Source organism: Azonexus sp., assembly GCF_030824335.1.
Taxonomy (GTDB): domain Bacteria; phylum Pseudomonadota; class Gammaproteobacteria; order Burkholderiales; family Rhodocyclaceae; genus Azonexus.
On record NZ_JAVBXX010000008.1, the window covers coordinates 86887 to 100387 of the forward strand.

The window sequence follows — 13501 nt, forward strand, 5'->3', positions numbered from 1 at the left end:
GATGGCTGATCTGCCATCCAAAGTGTCACCCGCAGTGTCGGCAGCAGTCTCGGCTCATCCCATCGCAACGGTCGGTGCTGTCGTCAAGAGCAGCACCATCGGTCTGGGACTCGGCCTGCTGGTGATGACCGCAGGGCTTGTCTTTTTTGACCTGGCGGAAAGTGACGCCGCGATCTACCTGGCGCTATTGCCGCTGCTGACCGCCGGGCTGGGTCTGCTGCTTGGCCTGAATCGCGCCAAACGTAAGAAACAGGAAAGTAAACAGGAACAATAAACCCATGTCTTTTGCTGAAAATCTGAAGAAACTGCCGGGAATTTCCCATCTGGCCGCCATCAACTTGCTCGATGCCGAGGGCAATGTTGTGGCCAGTATCGAAAACAAGGCTGGCAGCCAGGGCTCACTTTCGGTCTACAACCATCTGGCGCAGACCTACGGTTCGATCAACGTCGAAGCGGCGAAAAAAGGGCTGGAAATTTTCGCCGAGCATACCGAAGACGAGCGGGCCAATCCGGGCAAACACCCGAATATTGCCCGCCTGTTGCAGATCGAATCCGGGCAGCCGGCGCTGCGTGTCAAACACGTTTTTGCCGTTTGATTAAGCCTTGATGTAATCTTGGCGGCTAGTGCGCGGGCTGTTTCGCGCATGCCGCCATGGCTGCTTCTCCGCGTCGCCAGCACGGCCCCGTCTTGTCGGGGTTCGGGGCTGGCGAACCGTCGGCATCGATGCGCACCACGCGGGTCGTGATGGCCGAAACGCCGGTTCGGTCGATGTCTGCAAATACTACCCAGCCGGTCAGGTTTTTTTCATCTTCAAAGCCATCGAAGACGAAATTCCCCAGCGAATAGACGATGGGTTTTTCCCGGTAAATTTCGTAATCCTGGACTACGTGCGGATGGCCGCCGATCACCGCATCCGCACCGGCATCGATCAATGCCCGGGCCAGCCGCCGCTGGCGGTCGTTGGCGCGCGGCTCGTCTTCCATGCCCCAGTGCGGGATGACTATCACCACGTCGGCCCCGGCGGCCCTGACCCGGGCAATGTCCTGCCTGGCCAGGTCTGCATCGAGCCAGGCCACACCCGGCAGCCCCGGTGCGGCGGCGAACCAGCGCGGGAAAAAGTCGAGATAGCCAAGAAGTGTGATGTTCACCCCGTTGCGTTCAATGATGACTGGCTGGTGGGCTTCGGCTGGATTCCGGCCACCACCAAAGGTCTTTGTGCCGGCTGCTTGCAGGGCGTTGAGGGTTTCCACAAAGTCGGCTCGTCCGAAATCGCCGGCGTGGTTATTGGCCAGGCTGGCGGCTTCGAATACGGCGCTGAAGGGCTTTAATGCTGACTGCGCCGTCCGGAAACTGTAGGGTTTGTCCGGGTCTGGCTGGCCTTTGGTGCCGGCCGACGACTCGAAGTTGGCCACCCGCAGATCAGCCGCCGCGAGCATTTGCCTGACCTTGGCCAACGGGTCACCGCCCGCGGCCAGCAAACGGCCAGTCGCTTCGTTCTCGCCCAGCATCACATCGCCGACGAAAGCCACTTTGGCTTTTCCGGAAGTTATCTCTCCCGGCGGCAACAGGCTTGCACCCAGGCTTTTGTTCCGGTCCGGATGCAGGTCTGGTGCTTCGGTCGCTCGGTCTTTCGTCGCCCCGCATTCGTAACGCAGGCTCCTGCCCAGTCGTGGCTCAACCACTTCCATGCGCCCGGTAGCAAATGGCGCGCCGACTTTTTGTGTCGAGATGATTCGATAGTCATCATCGGCCGCCTGCGCATAGACCTCAATCTGTAGCCAGGGCTGTGAGTTGGCCGGAAGGACGAGAGGTGGGAGCGCGAGCAGGGTGCGCAACCTGAATCTCCCCATTTCCTTCCATCCGCTATCCAGCACATCGCTTGCTGCCGGAACCGCGAGGGTGGATTCTTCACCGTTATATTCCAGCCAGCACGAGACGTCCGGTGATGCCGTTACGAAGCCCGGCAGAAGCAATAGCAGAAAGGGCAGGGAGGTCAGGAGACTGCGGCGCATGGAGATATCCAGGAAATGGTGGTGTTTGCCTCTTGATTTGGCCCGGTGACTATACCTGAGCCCCTTCTGCGAGCAGGAGGGATTTGGAAAACCTTCTGTTTGGTTGAGGTTTTTCGTGAATATCCTTCAGGTAACTGTTTGCTTTCCTGTCATATAAGCGGCTTATAATGTTGCGACTGAATTTGGAGCAGCCTGTTTTATACGAGGCACTCTTCCCCCTTCAACAACGGAGAACATATGATGAAAACAAAGCTTTTGCTCGCACTGCTTGTCGGCTCTTTGGCCGCTACTGCTCACGCTCAGGTCAAGGTCGAGGATGCCATCAAGTGGCGTCAGTCGGCTTACGCCACGATGGGCTGGAGCATGGGCCGCATCAAGGCCAATATTGACGGCACCTATAACAAGGACGAGGTCATCAAGTCTGCCAACGTGATCCAGGCCATCGCCAATTCCGGTATGGGCGCTCTGTATGTGCCGGGTAGCGACAAGGGCAAGGGTTGGGTCGATACGCGCGTCAAGCCGGAGTTGTTTACCGATGGGCCGAAGGTCGGCAAAATCGCTACCGAATTCAATCAGGCAGCCAACGAATTGGCCAAAGTTGCTGCAACAGGTGATGCTGCTGCGGTCAAGGCAGCTTTCGGCAAGCTTGGTGCTAGCTGCAAGTCCTGTCACGACGATTACCGTACCAAGCAGTAAGCTCGGCGGATTGATCGACGATTGACCAAGGGCGCCGGAAGGCGCCCTTTTTACTCAACAACAAAAAAGGTATATCGATGAACAGCAAACGAATATTGCTTTGGGATTTGCCGACCCGACTGTTTCACTGGCTCCTTGCGTTGGCCGTGGTGGCGCTGGTCGTGACGGGAAAAGTCGGAGGCAATTTGATCGACTGGCATGGCAAAGTTGGCCTGGCGGTGGTTGGCCTGATCGTGTTTCGCGTGGTCTGGGGATTGGTCGGTTCAACGTACGCGCGTTTCTGCCAGTTCTTTCCGACGCCAGCCAGGATTTCGGCTTATCTGAAAGGCGAGTGGCGCGGGCATGGACACAATCCGCTGGGCGCCTTGTCGGTTTTTGGCCTGCTCGCCGTGTTGACCGTGCAATTGCTGACCGGACTGGTGGCGAACGACGATATTGCCTTTGTTGGTCCGCTCTATGAGCTGGTTGGCCGGGACTTGAGCAATCTGGCCACCGGCTGGCACAAGTTGAGTGTGAATATGCTGATTGTGCTCGTTATTTTGCATCTGGCAGCCATCATGTTCTACGCCCACGTGAAGAAGGACAATCTGGTCAAGCCCATGGTGCGAGGCTGGAAAGAGGTGCCTTCCGGTGAGTCGGCGCAAGGCGGTGGCATGCTGTCCTTGGTCCTTGCCATCGTGTTTGCGCTGGTCGCCGTTTATGCTGCCAGCGGGCGCTGGTTACCCGAGCCGCCGCCTCCGCCACCGGCAGCAGTGCAAACGCCAGCCTGGTAGTTTTGTTGAAATATCAGCTTCATCAATAACGCCAAAGGTATATCATGGTTTGAGATAAGTATTAGTCCGCTGGGGGGCTTGCATGTCCTACCGCTCCATTGTCACGCTGGTGTGTGTGTTGTTGACCGCAATCTTTGTCGGCATTGCCCTCTTTGGCTTTCGCCTGGCAGATCGCAGTCTGGAGACGGAGTTGTCCAGCGAGGCGTTACGTCTGAAAACGGCCTATCAGGTGTCGCAGGCCGAGCTGGAACAGCAGATGATTGCCTTGGCCGGCATCATTGCGGCAGATCCGGATAGTCGACGTTTGCTCAAAGCCGCCCATGGCGTAGTGCTTGCAGAAGGCGGGGCCAGCGGTGGCGAGCAGGCGGCGCAAATTCGGCAGCAACTTTTCCTGCGCTTGGTGCAAAGCTGGGGTTACCTGCAGCATGAGCTGGGGGTGCGCCAGATGCAGTTTGTCTTGCCGGAAACCTTGTCCTTCTTGCGTTTCCATGCACCGGCCGAACATGGCGACCAATTGGCTGAACTGCGCTGGCTGTTGCGTGATGTCGAGCGGACACGCAGCCCGCGTAGCGGGTTCGAAACCGGCCGGGCTTATGCCGGTATCCGGGGGGCGGTGCCTGTATTGGATAACGATGTCCGGCCAGGTGAGGAAAGACGCTTGCTGGGTGTCATGGAGGTCGGCGTCGCTTTTGACGGCTACATCCAGCGCCTGAGCGAAAAGACGGGCGTCGGTTTTGGTGTCTTGCTTGAACCGTTTGCGATAACCAAGTCCATGTGGGAAAGCTACCGTCCGCTTTTCCCGTCGGCGACGCCGGATGCGTGCTGTTATCTGCTGGCTGCATCGCGTGACGAACTGGCTGTCTGGATGGGCGAAGGGCGGTTGCCCGAATACAGCGGTGTTTATCGCAGCGACCTGATCAGGAATGCCAGCCAGACGTATCAGGTCATCCGTTTTCCGCTGCGCGATTACCCTGGTCTGGTCGAACCGTCGCGTCCTGCGATTGGCTCCATCGTCATCTGGCAGGATGTCAGCGCGGCGCTTGCTGCTACCCGGCAGTTCAAGGAAGCCGCCGCCTTGAACATCGTACTGGCTTATGGCGTGACACTGCTGCTGGTGCTCTTTCTGGTCAATGCATCGCGGCGGGAGTGGCAGCACCAGTTGGCCGAGCAGACTGAGCGGGTTGCCGAGTTATCGCACCAGAATGAAGTGTTGCTGATGACAGCAGGTGAGGGAATTTTCGGTGTGGACCAGTCGCTTCTGACGACTTTCGCCAATCCGGCCGCACTGATCATGCTGGGTTACAGCGCAGATGAACTGGTTGGCAAGCGGACGCATGCCCTGATTCATGCGCGGCATCTGGATGGCTCACCTTATCCCGAAGCCGAGTGCCCGATCATGCAGACCTTGAAGGATGGCTTGCCACGCAGTCATGAAGATTGCCTGGTTCGCCGGGACGGCAGTTGTTTTCCGGTGCACATGACGGTATCGCCGATTCACGAAAGCGGCGTGTGTACCGGTGCGGTGATTGTGTTTCGCGACATTACCGAATTGAAGGAAAAAGAAGCTTCGCTGACCCTGCTGGCCCGGACCGATACCTTGACCGGACTGGCCAATCGGCGTCATTTCATCGAGCAACTCAATGGCGAAATTTCCCGCTGGCGCCGAACGGGCCAATCGACGGCCTTGCTGATGGCGGACCTCGATTGTTTCAAGCGCGTGAACGATACCTGGGGACACGCTGCCGGTGACGAGGTGCTGCGTCATTTTTCCGAGGTGCTGCGAGCCACCTTGCGCCGGGTCGATTTGCCCGGACGCATCGGGGGCGAGGAGTTTGCCATTTTGTTACCGGACAGTGATGCCGAGAATGCTTGGGCCGCGGCTGAACGCTTGCGCCAAAACATCGAGAGCGAGCCGGCGGAAACCGCGTTCGGCCCGATTCCCGTTACTGTCAGTATTGGCCTGACCTTGCTGCACGAAAATGACGAGTCTTCCGACCAGCCTTTGTTGCGTGCTGATCAGGCCTTGTATCGGGCGAAGGAAAATGGCCGAAACCGGGTCGAATATGTTGCCTGAGGTCGGCGACTTCCTGTCAAGTGAGTGCGTGGCCTGAAAGCAGTTGCTTGATCCAGAGTCTTTGCGTTTCCTGCCGGCGTTTCTCACTCAGTCGTTCGATGATCTTCTGGCTGACTTCGCCAAATGCCAGCAGGCCGGATGGCAGGATTTCATCGCAACGCACGATGTGCAGACCGATGGGCGATTCGATGACCGCGCTGATTTCCCCTTCGAGCAGTGCGAAGGCCGGCGCTTCCAGTTCGCTGTAGAGTTGTTGACGCTTGACGACGCCGAGGCGTCCGCCATCCACGGCTGTCGGACATTGCGAGTAACGCAGTGCAGCAGTGCCGAATTTTTCCGTCGATATTGCGGTCGACCGCAGATTTTCCAGGGTTTTGACGGCTTTGTTCCGGTCTTCCGGCTTGTCGTAGGTGATCAGGATATGACGCAAGCGGCGGGCTTCCGGTTGATCGAAAGCCTCGGGGTGCAGCCGGTAATAAATTTCGGCATCGACCAGACTGACCGCTGGCACTGTCGAGACGATCTGTTCCAGGACAGCCTCGACGCAAAGGTCGCGCTCGACGGCTTTGTCCAGATCGGCTTCACTCATGTCGAGCCGTTCCAGATCCAGGGCAAAGGCCCGATTGTCGGGGTAGCGCTGGCGAATTTCCTGGACCCGGGTGCGCAGCGTTGCCGTCGGCACAACGACATTGGCCGCCTGCGGGCTGGCCAGAATCGCTTGCTCGATGCTGTCCTGCTTTGCAGCAACATCGCTCAGGCGATTGCGTTCCGGCTGACTCAGGGTTTCCGGGGCTTTCTGGTAAAGCTCCCAGGCCAGTTTCAATTCGAGATAGGCGTGCAACATGGGTTTACTCCGCAGATTCGGCGGGTTCCAGAATGTCTTCCTGGATTTGCAAAATGCGTCCCGGCAGACTGTCGAAATGGATGTGATAAGCCACGCCGTCCTGTGCATCGCGAATCACCTTGATCACCTCGCCGACGGCACCGAGCGGCACCAGGACTTCCCCGCCCACGGCCAACAGCTTGGCCGCCCGGACTTTTTCGCGGAATTCGAAACGCGACGGGGTCCATGGCTCATCGCCGCCGATCAGTTCCTCTTCCCGGCAACCGACGATTTTTCCCTCTTCGAGGAAGTTGACCGAGTAAATGATCTGGTCTTGCAGGAAGGTACCGACATCGACCACGTAACCGATGCTGCCCCGACGCACCAATGGTGCCCCCGGTTCAAGCCCGGGATAGGTGCCGTCGTTGCGGACATTGCGGGTGAGGCGCACGGCCTCACCATATTCCCATTGTGCGTTGATCATTCGCGGAACACCTTATCGATGGAGACGAAGGAACTCATGCCGCCATCCGGCTTGGCGACATGCTGGAAAACAGCGAAGACTTTTTCGGTCAACGAGTCGGAAACGGTGAAATCCTTGTAGGCACGTTCCAGCCACAGGCGGTAAATACCGCGCTGCTGCGACTCCTCGGGCGGCAGGTTGGGCGCCTGCTTGGCCAGATAGTCATGGAAGCGCTGCAGGATGTGCAGGCGATTGACCTGAACAACCGAGGGCTCGTAGGGGACTTCGAAGTATTCCAGGAAATCTTCGGCAGAAACCAGATCTTCCATGGCTTCGGCAAGGCTTAGCGTGTCTTCCATGATGCCTCCTCAGGCTGCGCAAATAAGGTGATTCGGGGTTGAGTCGCTGGTTTCTGCGGTCGACGCTTCCGTAACCTGGAATTCGTCGACCACTTCAAGCAGTTTTCCGGCGCCGAGCTGGTCGCGGCTATCCAGCGCGGCAAGTTTGATCAGTCGGGCGCGCGATTCGCCGATGCGGCCAAGACGCAAGAGCACGACGCTGGCAGCTTTCAAGGCCAGCAGGTAGAAGCGCAGCAGGCCGAATGAGTTGGCGGCGGCGGAACCCAGCTGGTTTTCATCAATCCGCTGCCAGTCCGTGGGCAAGCCAAGATGGCGACCGGACAGGCTCATGGCGCGCTCGGCAACTTGCAGCGCGTCCTCCAGGCGGTGCTGGTAAAAGTAATAGCGATACAGCCCGACCAGCACGGTGAGATTTTCCGGTGCCAGCAGGTGGGCGCGCAGCAACGCCAGTTCGGCCGATGGTTCGCCGTATTCCCGGGCCGCCTGGGCGATCAAATCCTCGGCTTCCGCCGGTAACGGGTCCTCGAAATACAGCTTGCAGTCGGTGAAGTCGAGCAGGTCCATATCAGTGCATCGCCTCATTTTCACAGCACAGATCACCGGCCGAGCACACCCGGCATTCGCCGCTATGGTCGGCGGGCGGTGGTTCATTGCGCATTTCGGCCAGTTCCTTTTCCAGCGTCTCGATCCGTTCGATCAGGCAGGCGATGGATTTGGCGACCGGGTCGGGCAGCAGGTTGTGGTCCAGGTTGATCCCGTTGCTGTTGGTGCGAGCCAGGCGGGTATCCACGATGCGGCCCGGAATGCCGACCACCGTGCGGTCAGCCGGTACGTCCTTGACGACGACCGAATTGGCGCCAATGCGTACGCGCTGGCCGATGAAAATCGGGCCGAGGATCTTGGCCCCGGCACCGACCACCACGCCATCGGCCAGGCTGGGGTGGCGCTTTCCCTTGTTCCACGAGGTGCCGCCCAGAGTAACGCCGTGGTACAGCGTCACATCGTTGCCGACCTCTGCTGTCTCGCCGATCACCACGCAGGCACCGTGGTCGATGAAGAAGCGGCGGCCAATGGTGGCGCCCGGGTGAATGTCGACATTGGTCAGCGTGCGGCCGATGAAAGACAGCAAACGCGCCGGGAAACGCCAGCCACTGCGCCAGAGTTTGTGCGAAATGCGGTGGGTCAGGATGGCATGGACACCGGGGTAGGTGGTCAGCACCTCCAGCGTGGAACGGGCTGCCGGATCGCGTTCGAAAACGCAGGCCAGGTCTTCCTTCAGCGTGGCCCACAGGCCAGGCGGTAGTGGGGAGGGTGCGGTCATGGTGATTGCTTCAGACATGGAGAGTGCTCCTGATGGCAGCCAGAAGACAGAGCAGATCGGCAGGTTCGGGCGCTTGCTTGCGGGTGGCAACGAAGGAACGTACTTCCGGCAACAGGGCATGCGCTTCGTGGTCCGCCAGTTCAATGCCTAGTCCGGCATAAACGACTTGTACGGCACGCGAGCCGGAATGCTTGCCCAGCACGATGCGATGCGCCTGACCGACTTCACGCGGGTCGAAGCCCTGATAGTTGTCCGGGTGCTTGAGCAGTCCATCGACATGGATGCCGGCTTCGTGCGTGAAGGCACCAGCGCCGACGACACTTTTCTGCCACGGCACGGCCCGCCCGGAGGCGCTGGCGACAATGCTCGAGAGCGCCGGGAAACCTTTGAGGTCAATGCCGGTGTCGATGCCATAGAGTTTCTGCAGGCCGAGTACGACTTCTTCCAGCGGAGCATTGCCGGCGCGTTCGCCGAGTCCGTTCACCGTGGTGTTGACATGCGTTGCGCCGGCTTTGCAAGCGGCCAGCGTATTGGCGGTAGCCAGGCCCATGTCGTCGTGGGCATGCATTTCGATTTCGAGATCGGTGTGGGCACGCAGTGCGGAAATTCGTTCGAAGGTGCCGAAGGGTTCGAGAATGCCCAGCGTGTCGGCAAAGCGCAGGCGTCGGGCGCCGGCTCGTTCGGCCGTTTCAGCCAGGCGGAACAGGAAATCCATGTCGGCGCGTGAGGCGTCTTCACAGCCCAGGCCGACTTCCAGCCCCAGATTGAGTGCGGCGCCGATATAGCGGGGCAACTCACGCAACAGCCAGCTACGTTCCTGCTTCAATTTGTAGGCCAGGTGCTGATCGGAGGCCGGTACGGAAATGTCGATCAGATGGGCGCCCAAGCCGCTGCAGGCGGCAATATCATCCGGGTGCATGCGGCTCCACACCATCAGGCGCGAACGCAAGCCCAGATTGGCGACGGCGCGGATCGATTCACGCTCCTCGGCGCCCATGGCCGGGATACCGACCTCCAGTTCCGGGATGCCAATACTTGCCAGTCGGGAAGCAATGGCCAGTTTTTCGTCGAGCGAGAACGCTACGCCAGCCGACTGCTCGCCATCGCGCAGGGTGGTGTCGTTGATCGTGACAAAGGTGGGCTGGGTCATGGCAATCTCCTTGCCTACTTCTTAGCAAGGCGGGTGCCAGTTTTTAAGCTGTTGAATTTTATATGTTATTTTTTGTGCCCCAGAGGGGCTGTCAGCGGCTTGTCGCAAATGCGACAAGCCGCTTGCTGTCCATTACACCGAGTAAGGACGATGCAGCCAGCCGCGGATGACGTCCACGTCTTTTTGCGGCAGGTAGGCGAAATCAGCCAGTGCGTCTTCGACGGTAGCCTGGGCAACCCAGTGCGGGACAGCCTTGGTCGTCAGCATGTGGAAATACCACGCCATGGGATAGCCGACGGCGCGGTCAAAATGATTCAGGGCTTCTTGCAGCTTGAGCCCGGTGGTGCCGGGGCTGGCTTCGAATTCCGGTGGGTCGCCGGCCAGCGTGGCGATGGGTTGGGCGCGAAATACCGGCTGATGGTAACGATCCAGATGTTCGCGGGTGGCAATCACCCAGTGGTTGGCGTAGACGCTGGCCGAACCGGCGCTGCTCTTCGTCCAGTCTTCGATCATCCGGTGAATGCCGGCGGGCTCGGGTTTCTGCGCCAGCATGCGGTGCAGGAAGCCGCCGATGTGCTGAATCCGCCGGAAAGTGTAATGCGGCAAGCCGAGCAGTTTTGGCGATTCGTTGTTGCCCCGTGGGTCGACCAGTTCTTCAATGGTCGTCGGGTCATTGCTGAATAGCTGATGTACTTGCATTTCCTGCAAACTTTCGATCTCCAGTTGCAGGAAATCGTCGGTTGCATCGCCCACCGTGGCGGTCAGATAGTGTGTCTGGCCGACCAGGCGGGTAGCGTACAACTGCTCCCCCGCGTGGTCGTCGATCAGTTGCTGCATGTCGCCGTCGTTGGCGTCCAGTGCATCTTCCACCCATTGCTCGAGATTGTCGGTGACCCGTTGACCTGCGCCATCGACGATGCCACCCAAGCGATACCAGCCACCCCGGCTCAGGGCGTGGCGAAATTTCCAGTCGGGCAACTCGGTATTCAGCGCCTTGGCCAGGCTGGTCGTGCCGGCACTGACCGGTGTGCGGACGCAGGTTTCGACAATCGCCGGGGCGAGCGATTTGCAGTATTCAATCCAGGCCTGATTGGTCTTCATGGGCGTTTCCCTAAGGGTTTTCGTTTGAGGCTTCGGCGAGGCGAGCTTTTGCGGCTTCACGGATTTCTGTTTCCGGGTCTTCCAGCAAGGGCGCCAGGCATTCGAGTGGTGCGTTGGCAATCGCTGCGAGGCGTACCCACCATTCGTCATCGTTCAGCAGACGCGCTGCCAGTTCCGGGAGTGCGCGTTCCGCGACAATGGCGCGAACCTCGGGCTCGGGGTCTGCCAGCATCAGGTGCAGGGCGAAGGAGGGCAGGCGGCTGGCCAATACCTTGCGCACTTCACGTTCCGGATCTTTGATCAGTTTGGTCAGTTGGCTGTGCGGCAAACGACGGGCCACGGTGGCCCGGATCAGGTAGTCAGGGTCGCTGATCAATCGGCCGAGCAGGGCTTCCGGCAGGCGGGCGGCTACCGACAGCCGGACTTCACGGTCCGGGTCCTTGAGCATGCCTTCCAGTTGTTCAACCGGCAGGCGGCTGGCCACAACGCGGCGGACCACTTCGTCCGGGTCGGATTTCAGGCGAAATATCTCGTCGACCGCAGCATAACGGGCCGCGATGGCCCGTCGTTCCCAGAAAATATCGTCCAGGTATTTCGCGGCCTCTTCCCGATTCTGGCGCAGGAAGCGGTCGATTTGCCGACCGCTGTGGGCGCGAATGCAGGCGTCGCCCGGATGGCAGCGCAGCCCGTTGAGAAAGTCGGGAAAGTAGGCGCAGCCTGAACACAGGCCGAGCCGGCCGATGCCCGCCTGGGCTGCCGTCACCTCACTCGTCATCGACCTTGGCGGCGATCAGGATGCCGGTGGCGTTGGCCGGGTCATTGGTCAGTTCCAGGCAGTGACCGGTGGCCCCGGAGATCAAGTAGAGATCGTAGCCGGTGACGCTGCTGGCTACCTTGTAGCGCGGCGATACGTCGTTTTCACTACATTCGGTGAAGTGCATCTCGGGAAAGCTTTTGCGCAGACTGGCGGCGCTGGCATCCCGCATGACGGCTGCCCCGACTTGAGCGAGCTGATCTGGCGTGATCATCATGACTCCTCGGATTCGAGTTCTTCTTCGAAACGGGCCAGTGAAGCCGACGGTACACCCATGATTTGGGCCAGCCAGGGCGGCGGGCTGCTCAGGCGTCCCTGCAATTCGACCAGCACTTCGCGGCTCTGGCCGCCTTCCGGCTTCTTGACCGGATGAACACCGGCACGAACGACCTTGGCTGCCGCCGGACCGCCAATCGATTGCACATAGACAATCTGGCAGTCGCCGATCAGCGCCGAGCGCGAGGCATTCTTGTCTTCGGCGGCATCGGCTTCGGCCGTGCTGCGGATGTCGATCAGACGGATTTCCTGCTGACTGACCTGATAGACCAGGAAACGGTCGCATGAGCCGAAGTGACCATCCAGGTTTTCGCCGCGATTGGCGGCGAAGGCGACGCGGATCGAGCCGGGCATTTCGCCGTCGTTATAGCGGTCGACCGCAGGGAAGTCGTTGTTTTCGACGCCTTGTCCCCAGAGCAGGCGGACGGCTTCCTTCAGCGCTTCGCCTTCGACGCCGACATGGCAGCCTTGATCGGCAAAGTCGCCGGCCAGGATGACGCGCAGGTCTTCAACGGTGAGCTTGCCGAGTTTGCTTTCGGTCAATGGCGCATCGAGTTTTTCGATCAATGCGCCGACCAAGGCACGGACATCGAGTCCGTTCAAGGCACGGGCGGCGAGTGCGATGCGCAGGGCGGCTTCGCGGGAGGCTACGGGCGATTCGGACATGTTGGGCTCCTGGCTGAGTCTTCAGTGGAACACCGGGATCGGTCTGGCGTGATGCCCGGTGCTCGGCTCAAGATTCAGGCCGGGCTGATGCAACCCGACGGGCAGACATCGACGCACAACGGGGAGTCGTTGTGGCCGTCGCATTCCGTGCAGGTAGCGCCGTCGATCTTGAAGAAGATCTTGCCGGAGCTGATTGCCTTGGTCGGGCAAACCGGCTTGCAGTCGCCACAGGCGGTGCACATGTCGGGATCGATTTTCATTGCCATGATTTTTCTCCTATCAAACCGCTTCCGTTGCCTGGCTATTCAACATGGCTGGGGGGCGGGCAGTTTCAACTGGGTCAGTCTTCAGCCGCGCCAAGACGCTTGGCACGCAGGGAAATTGGCAGGCGAGGTGGCTTGGCGATGGGATCGATGTAATACGTACCGCCGTTGTCCAGTTTCAGTTCGCCGCCCCATTTTTCCGGGGTGTCGAACTCAATCGATTCGATGGACGCTTCCAGATCGCGCTTCGGAAGGTAAAACACCAGCCCGCCGCTGGCGCTTTGCTGGATCATGATATTAGCCATTTGACACTCCTGCAGAACCGGCAGAGTGGCAGGGTTTCCCCTGTCGCCCTGCCGGTGATCCGGTTTAGCGAACCAGGTCGAAGTTGAAGTCGGTGGTGCCCATGCCGATGGTTTCCTTGTCGAGTTGCTCAAGGACTGCATTGGTCAGTTGGGTAACCACGGACATCATGCCTTCGTAGCCTAGGGTCGTTGCACGGTGCATGTGGTGACGGTCGAAGATCGGGAAGCCGATACGGATCAGCGGTACTTCGAACTCTTCACCCTTGTACTTGGTGTCGCGCTGGATGTACTTGCCGTAGGAGTTGCCGATCAGGAAGTCCGGCTTGTCCGTGAAGCACAGGCTGCGCATGTGCCACAGGTCGTTGCCGGCATAGACCTTGCCATTGACGCCGAACGGGCTGGAG

At 59.6% G+C, this 13501-nt stretch carries 19 protein-coding genes; 5 read left to right on the forward strand and 14 right to left on the reverse strand.

Going from position 1 to position 13501, the window contains the following annotated elements; all coding sequences use genetic code 11:
• The first annotated feature begins 1 nt into the window (after nucleotide 1).
• Nucleotides 2-274: a hypothetical protein gene (locus RCI20_RS05890; RefSeq protein ID WP_306603638.1), complete on the forward strand. Its 273-nt coding sequence runs from the start codon at nucleotides 2-4 to the stop codon at nucleotides 272-274.
• 4 nt (nucleotides 275-278) lie between these two features.
• The gene (locus tag RCI20_RS05895; RefSeq protein WP_306603639.1) at nucleotides 279-596 is read left to right on the forward strand and encodes a DUF2322 family protein; all 318 of its coding nucleotides are present in this window, start codon (nucleotides 279-281) and stop codon (nucleotides 594-596) included.
• A gap of 25 nt (nucleotides 597-621) precedes the next feature.
• Here the strand turns inward: RCI20_RS05895 and RCI20_RS05900 are convergent, their stop codons facing one another.
• Nucleotides 622-2013 (reverse strand): CapA family protein, encoded by a 1392-nt coding sequence (locus tag RCI20_RS05900; RefSeq protein WP_306603640.1) that lies wholly within the window; start codon nucleotides 2011-2013, stop codon nucleotides 622-624.
• A gap of 240 nt (nucleotides 2014-2253) precedes the next feature.
• On the opposite strand from RCI20_RS05900, the gene RCI20_RS05905 reads away from it, so the two are divergent.
• The 3 genes from RCI20_RS05905 to RCI20_RS05915 all read left to right on the forward strand — a co-directional run bounded on the left by RCI20_RS05905 (nucleotide 2254) and on the right by RCI20_RS05915 (nucleotide 5556).
• On the forward strand, nucleotides 2254-2709 hold the full coding sequence (locus RCI20_RS05905; RefSeq protein WP_306603657.1) for a cytochrome c: 456 nt from the start codon (nucleotides 2254-2256) through the stop codon (nucleotides 2707-2709).
• Between the two features lie 77 nt (nucleotides 2710-2786).
• The gene (locus RCI20_RS05910; RefSeq protein WP_306603641.1) at nucleotides 2787-3482 is read left to right on the forward strand and encodes a cytochrome b/b6 domain-containing protein; all 696 of its coding nucleotides are present in this window, start codon (nucleotides 2787-2789) and stop codon (nucleotides 3480-3482) included.
• Nucleotides 3483-3564: 82 nt separating this feature from the next.
• Nucleotides 3565-5556 (forward strand): diguanylate cyclase, encoded by a 1992-nt coding sequence (locus RCI20_RS05915; RefSeq protein WP_306603642.1) that lies wholly within the window; start codon nucleotides 3565-3567, stop codon nucleotides 5554-5556.
• Nucleotides 5557-5572: 16 nt separating this feature from the next.
• Here RCI20_RS05915 and nifM read toward each other — a convergent pair whose 3' ends face one another.
• From nifM to RCI20_RS05980, 13 genes are all read right to left on the reverse strand, one after another.
• On the reverse strand, nucleotides 5573-6400 hold the full coding sequence (gene nifM, locus RCI20_RS05920; protein ID WP_306603643.1) for a nitrogen fixation protein NifM: 828 nt from the start codon (nucleotides 6398-6400) through the stop codon (nucleotides 5573-5575).
• A gap of 4 nt (nucleotides 6401-6404) precedes the next feature.
• On the reverse strand, nucleotides 6405-6863 hold the full coding sequence (locus tag RCI20_RS05925) for a nitrogen fixation protein NifZ (RefSeq protein ID WP_306603644.1): 459 nt from the start codon (nucleotides 6861-6863) through the stop codon (nucleotides 6405-6407).
• Complete coding sequence (gene nifW / locus RCI20_RS05930; RefSeq protein WP_306603645.1) at nucleotides 6860-7201, reverse strand: nitrogenase-stabilizing/protective protein NifW; 342 nt, start codon at nucleotides 7199-7201, stop codon at nucleotides 6860-6862. Before nifW ends, RCI20_RS05925 begins: the two co-directional genes overlap by 4 nt.
• Before the next feature lie 9 nt (nucleotides 7202-7210).
• The gene (locus RCI20_RS05935) at nucleotides 7211-7765 is read right to left on the reverse strand and encodes a hypothetical protein (protein ID WP_306603646.1); all 555 of its coding nucleotides are present in this window, start codon (nucleotides 7763-7765) and stop codon (nucleotides 7211-7213) included.
• A 1-nt stretch (nucleotide 7766) separates the two neighbouring features.
• On the reverse strand, nucleotides 7767-8540 hold the full coding sequence (gene cysE, locus RCI20_RS05940; RefSeq protein WP_306603647.1) for a serine O-acetyltransferase: 774 nt from the start codon (nucleotides 8538-8540) through the stop codon (nucleotides 7767-7769).
• Entirely contained in the window at nucleotides 8533-9672 is a 1140-nt protein-coding gene (gene nifV / locus RCI20_RS05945) for a homocitrate synthase (RefSeq protein WP_306603648.1), read from the reverse strand. The genes cysE and nifV overlap by 8 nt, the downstream gene beginning before the upstream one ends.
• A 132-nt stretch (nucleotides 9673-9804) precedes the next feature.
• Entirely contained in the window at nucleotides 9805-10773 is a 969-nt protein-coding gene (locus RCI20_RS05950; RefSeq protein WP_306603649.1) for a hypothetical protein, read from the reverse strand.
• Between the two features lie 10 nt (nucleotides 10774-10783).
• On the reverse strand, nucleotides 10784-11548 hold the full coding sequence (locus RCI20_RS05955) for a 4Fe4S-binding leucine-rich repeat protein (RefSeq protein WP_306603650.1): 765 nt from the start codon (nucleotides 11546-11548) through the stop codon (nucleotides 10784-10786).
• On the reverse strand, nucleotides 11538-11804 hold the full coding sequence (locus RCI20_RS05960) for a DUF6129 family protein (protein ID WP_306603651.1): 267 nt from the start codon (nucleotides 11802-11804) through the stop codon (nucleotides 11538-11540). The genes RCI20_RS05955 and RCI20_RS05960 overlap by 11 nt, the downstream gene beginning before the upstream one ends.
• Entirely contained in the window at nucleotides 11801-12529 is a 729-nt protein-coding gene (locus tag RCI20_RS05965; protein WP_306603652.1) for a dinitrogenase iron-molybdenum cofactor N-terminal domain-containing protein, read from the reverse strand. Before RCI20_RS05965 ends, RCI20_RS05960 begins: the two co-directional genes overlap by 4 nt.
• Before the next feature lie 74 nt (nucleotides 12530-12603).
• The gene (locus RCI20_RS05970; RefSeq protein ID WP_306603658.1) at nucleotides 12604-12834 is read right to left on the reverse strand and encodes a 4Fe-4S dicluster domain-containing protein; all 231 of its coding nucleotides are present in this window, start codon (nucleotides 12832-12834) and stop codon (nucleotides 12604-12606) included.
• A 35-nt stretch (nucleotides 12835-12869) separates the two neighbouring features.
• The gene (gene nifT, locus RCI20_RS05975) at nucleotides 12870-13097 is read right to left on the reverse strand and encodes a putative nitrogen fixation protein NifT (RefSeq protein WP_306603653.1); all 228 of its coding nucleotides are present in this window, start codon (nucleotides 13095-13097) and stop codon (nucleotides 12870-12872) included.
• A 64-nt stretch (nucleotides 13098-13161) separates the two neighbouring features.
• Nucleotides 13162-13501: nitrogenase component 1 (locus RCI20_RS05980; RefSeq protein ID WP_306603654.1), on the reverse strand; the 340-nt coding region annotated here is incomplete at its 5' end.

What these genes read in the sequence shown, in the direction of transcription:
- RCI20_RS05915 (WP_306603642.1), top strand. Translation starts at nt 3,565, where the DNA reads ATGTCCTACCGCTCCATTGTCACGCTGGTGTGTGTGTTGTTGACCGCA.
- nifM (WP_306603643.1), bottom strand. Translation starts at nt 6,400, where the DNA reads ATGTTGCACGCCTATCTCGAATTGAAACTGGCCTGGGAGCTTTACCAG.
- RCI20_RS05900 (WP_306603640.1), bottom strand. Translation starts at nt 2,013, where the DNA reads ATGCGCCGCAGTCTCCTGACCTCCCTGCCCTTTCTGCTATTGCTTCTG.
- RCI20_RS05935 (WP_306603646.1), bottom strand. Translation starts at nt 7,765, where the DNA reads ATGGACCTGCTCGACTTCACCGACTGCAAGCTGTATTTCGAGGACCCG.
- nifT (WP_306603653.1), bottom strand. Translation starts at nt 13,097, where the DNA reads ATGGCTAATATCATGATCCAGCAAAGCGCCAGCGGCGGGCTGGTGTTT.
- nifV (WP_306603648.1), bottom strand. Translation starts at nt 9,672, where the DNA reads ATGACCCAGCCCACCTTTGTCACGATCAACGACACCACCCTGCGCGAT.
- RCI20_RS05955 (WP_306603650.1), bottom strand. Translation starts at nt 11,548, where the DNA reads ATGACGAGTGAGGTGACGGCAGCCCAGGCGGGCATCGGCCGGCTCGGC.
- nifW (WP_306603645.1), bottom strand. Translation starts at nt 7,201, where the DNA reads ATGGAAGACACGCTAAGCCTTGCCGAAGCCATGGAAGATCTGGTTTCT.
- RCI20_RS05895 (WP_306603639.1), top strand. Translation starts at nt 279, where the DNA reads ATGTCTTTTGCTGAAAATCTGAAGAAACTGCCGGGAATTTCCCATCTG.
- RCI20_RS05910 (WP_306603641.1), top strand. Translation starts at nt 2,787, where the DNA reads ATGAACAGCAAACGAATATTGCTTTGGGATTTGCCGACCCGACTGTTT.
- RCI20_RS05925 (WP_306603644.1), bottom strand. Translation starts at nt 6,863, where the DNA reads ATGATCAACGCACAATGGGAATATGGTGAGGCCGTGCGCCTCACCCGC.
- cysE (WP_306603647.1), bottom strand. Translation starts at nt 8,540, where the DNA reads ATGTCTGAAGCAATCACCATGACCGCACCCTCCCCACTACCGCCTGGC.
- RCI20_RS05950 (WP_306603649.1), bottom strand. Translation starts at nt 10,773, where the DNA reads ATGAAGACCAATCAGGCCTGGATTGAATACTGCAAATCGCTCGCCCCG.
- RCI20_RS05905 (WP_306603657.1), top strand. Translation starts at nt 2,254, where the DNA reads ATGAAAACAAAGCTTTTGCTCGCACTGCTTGTCGGCTCTTTGGCCGCT.
- RCI20_RS05965 (WP_306603652.1), bottom strand. Translation starts at nt 12,529, where the DNA reads ATGTCCGAATCGCCCGTAGCCTCCCGCGAAGCCGCCCTGCGCATCGCA.
- RCI20_RS05960 (WP_306603651.1), bottom strand. Translation starts at nt 11,804, where the DNA reads ATGATGATCACGCCAGATCAGCTCGCTCAAGTCGGGGCAGCCGTCATG.
- RCI20_RS05890 (WP_306603638.1), top strand. Translation starts at nt 2, where the DNA reads ATGGCTGATCTGCCATCCAAAGTGTCACCCGCAGTGTCGGCAGCAGTC.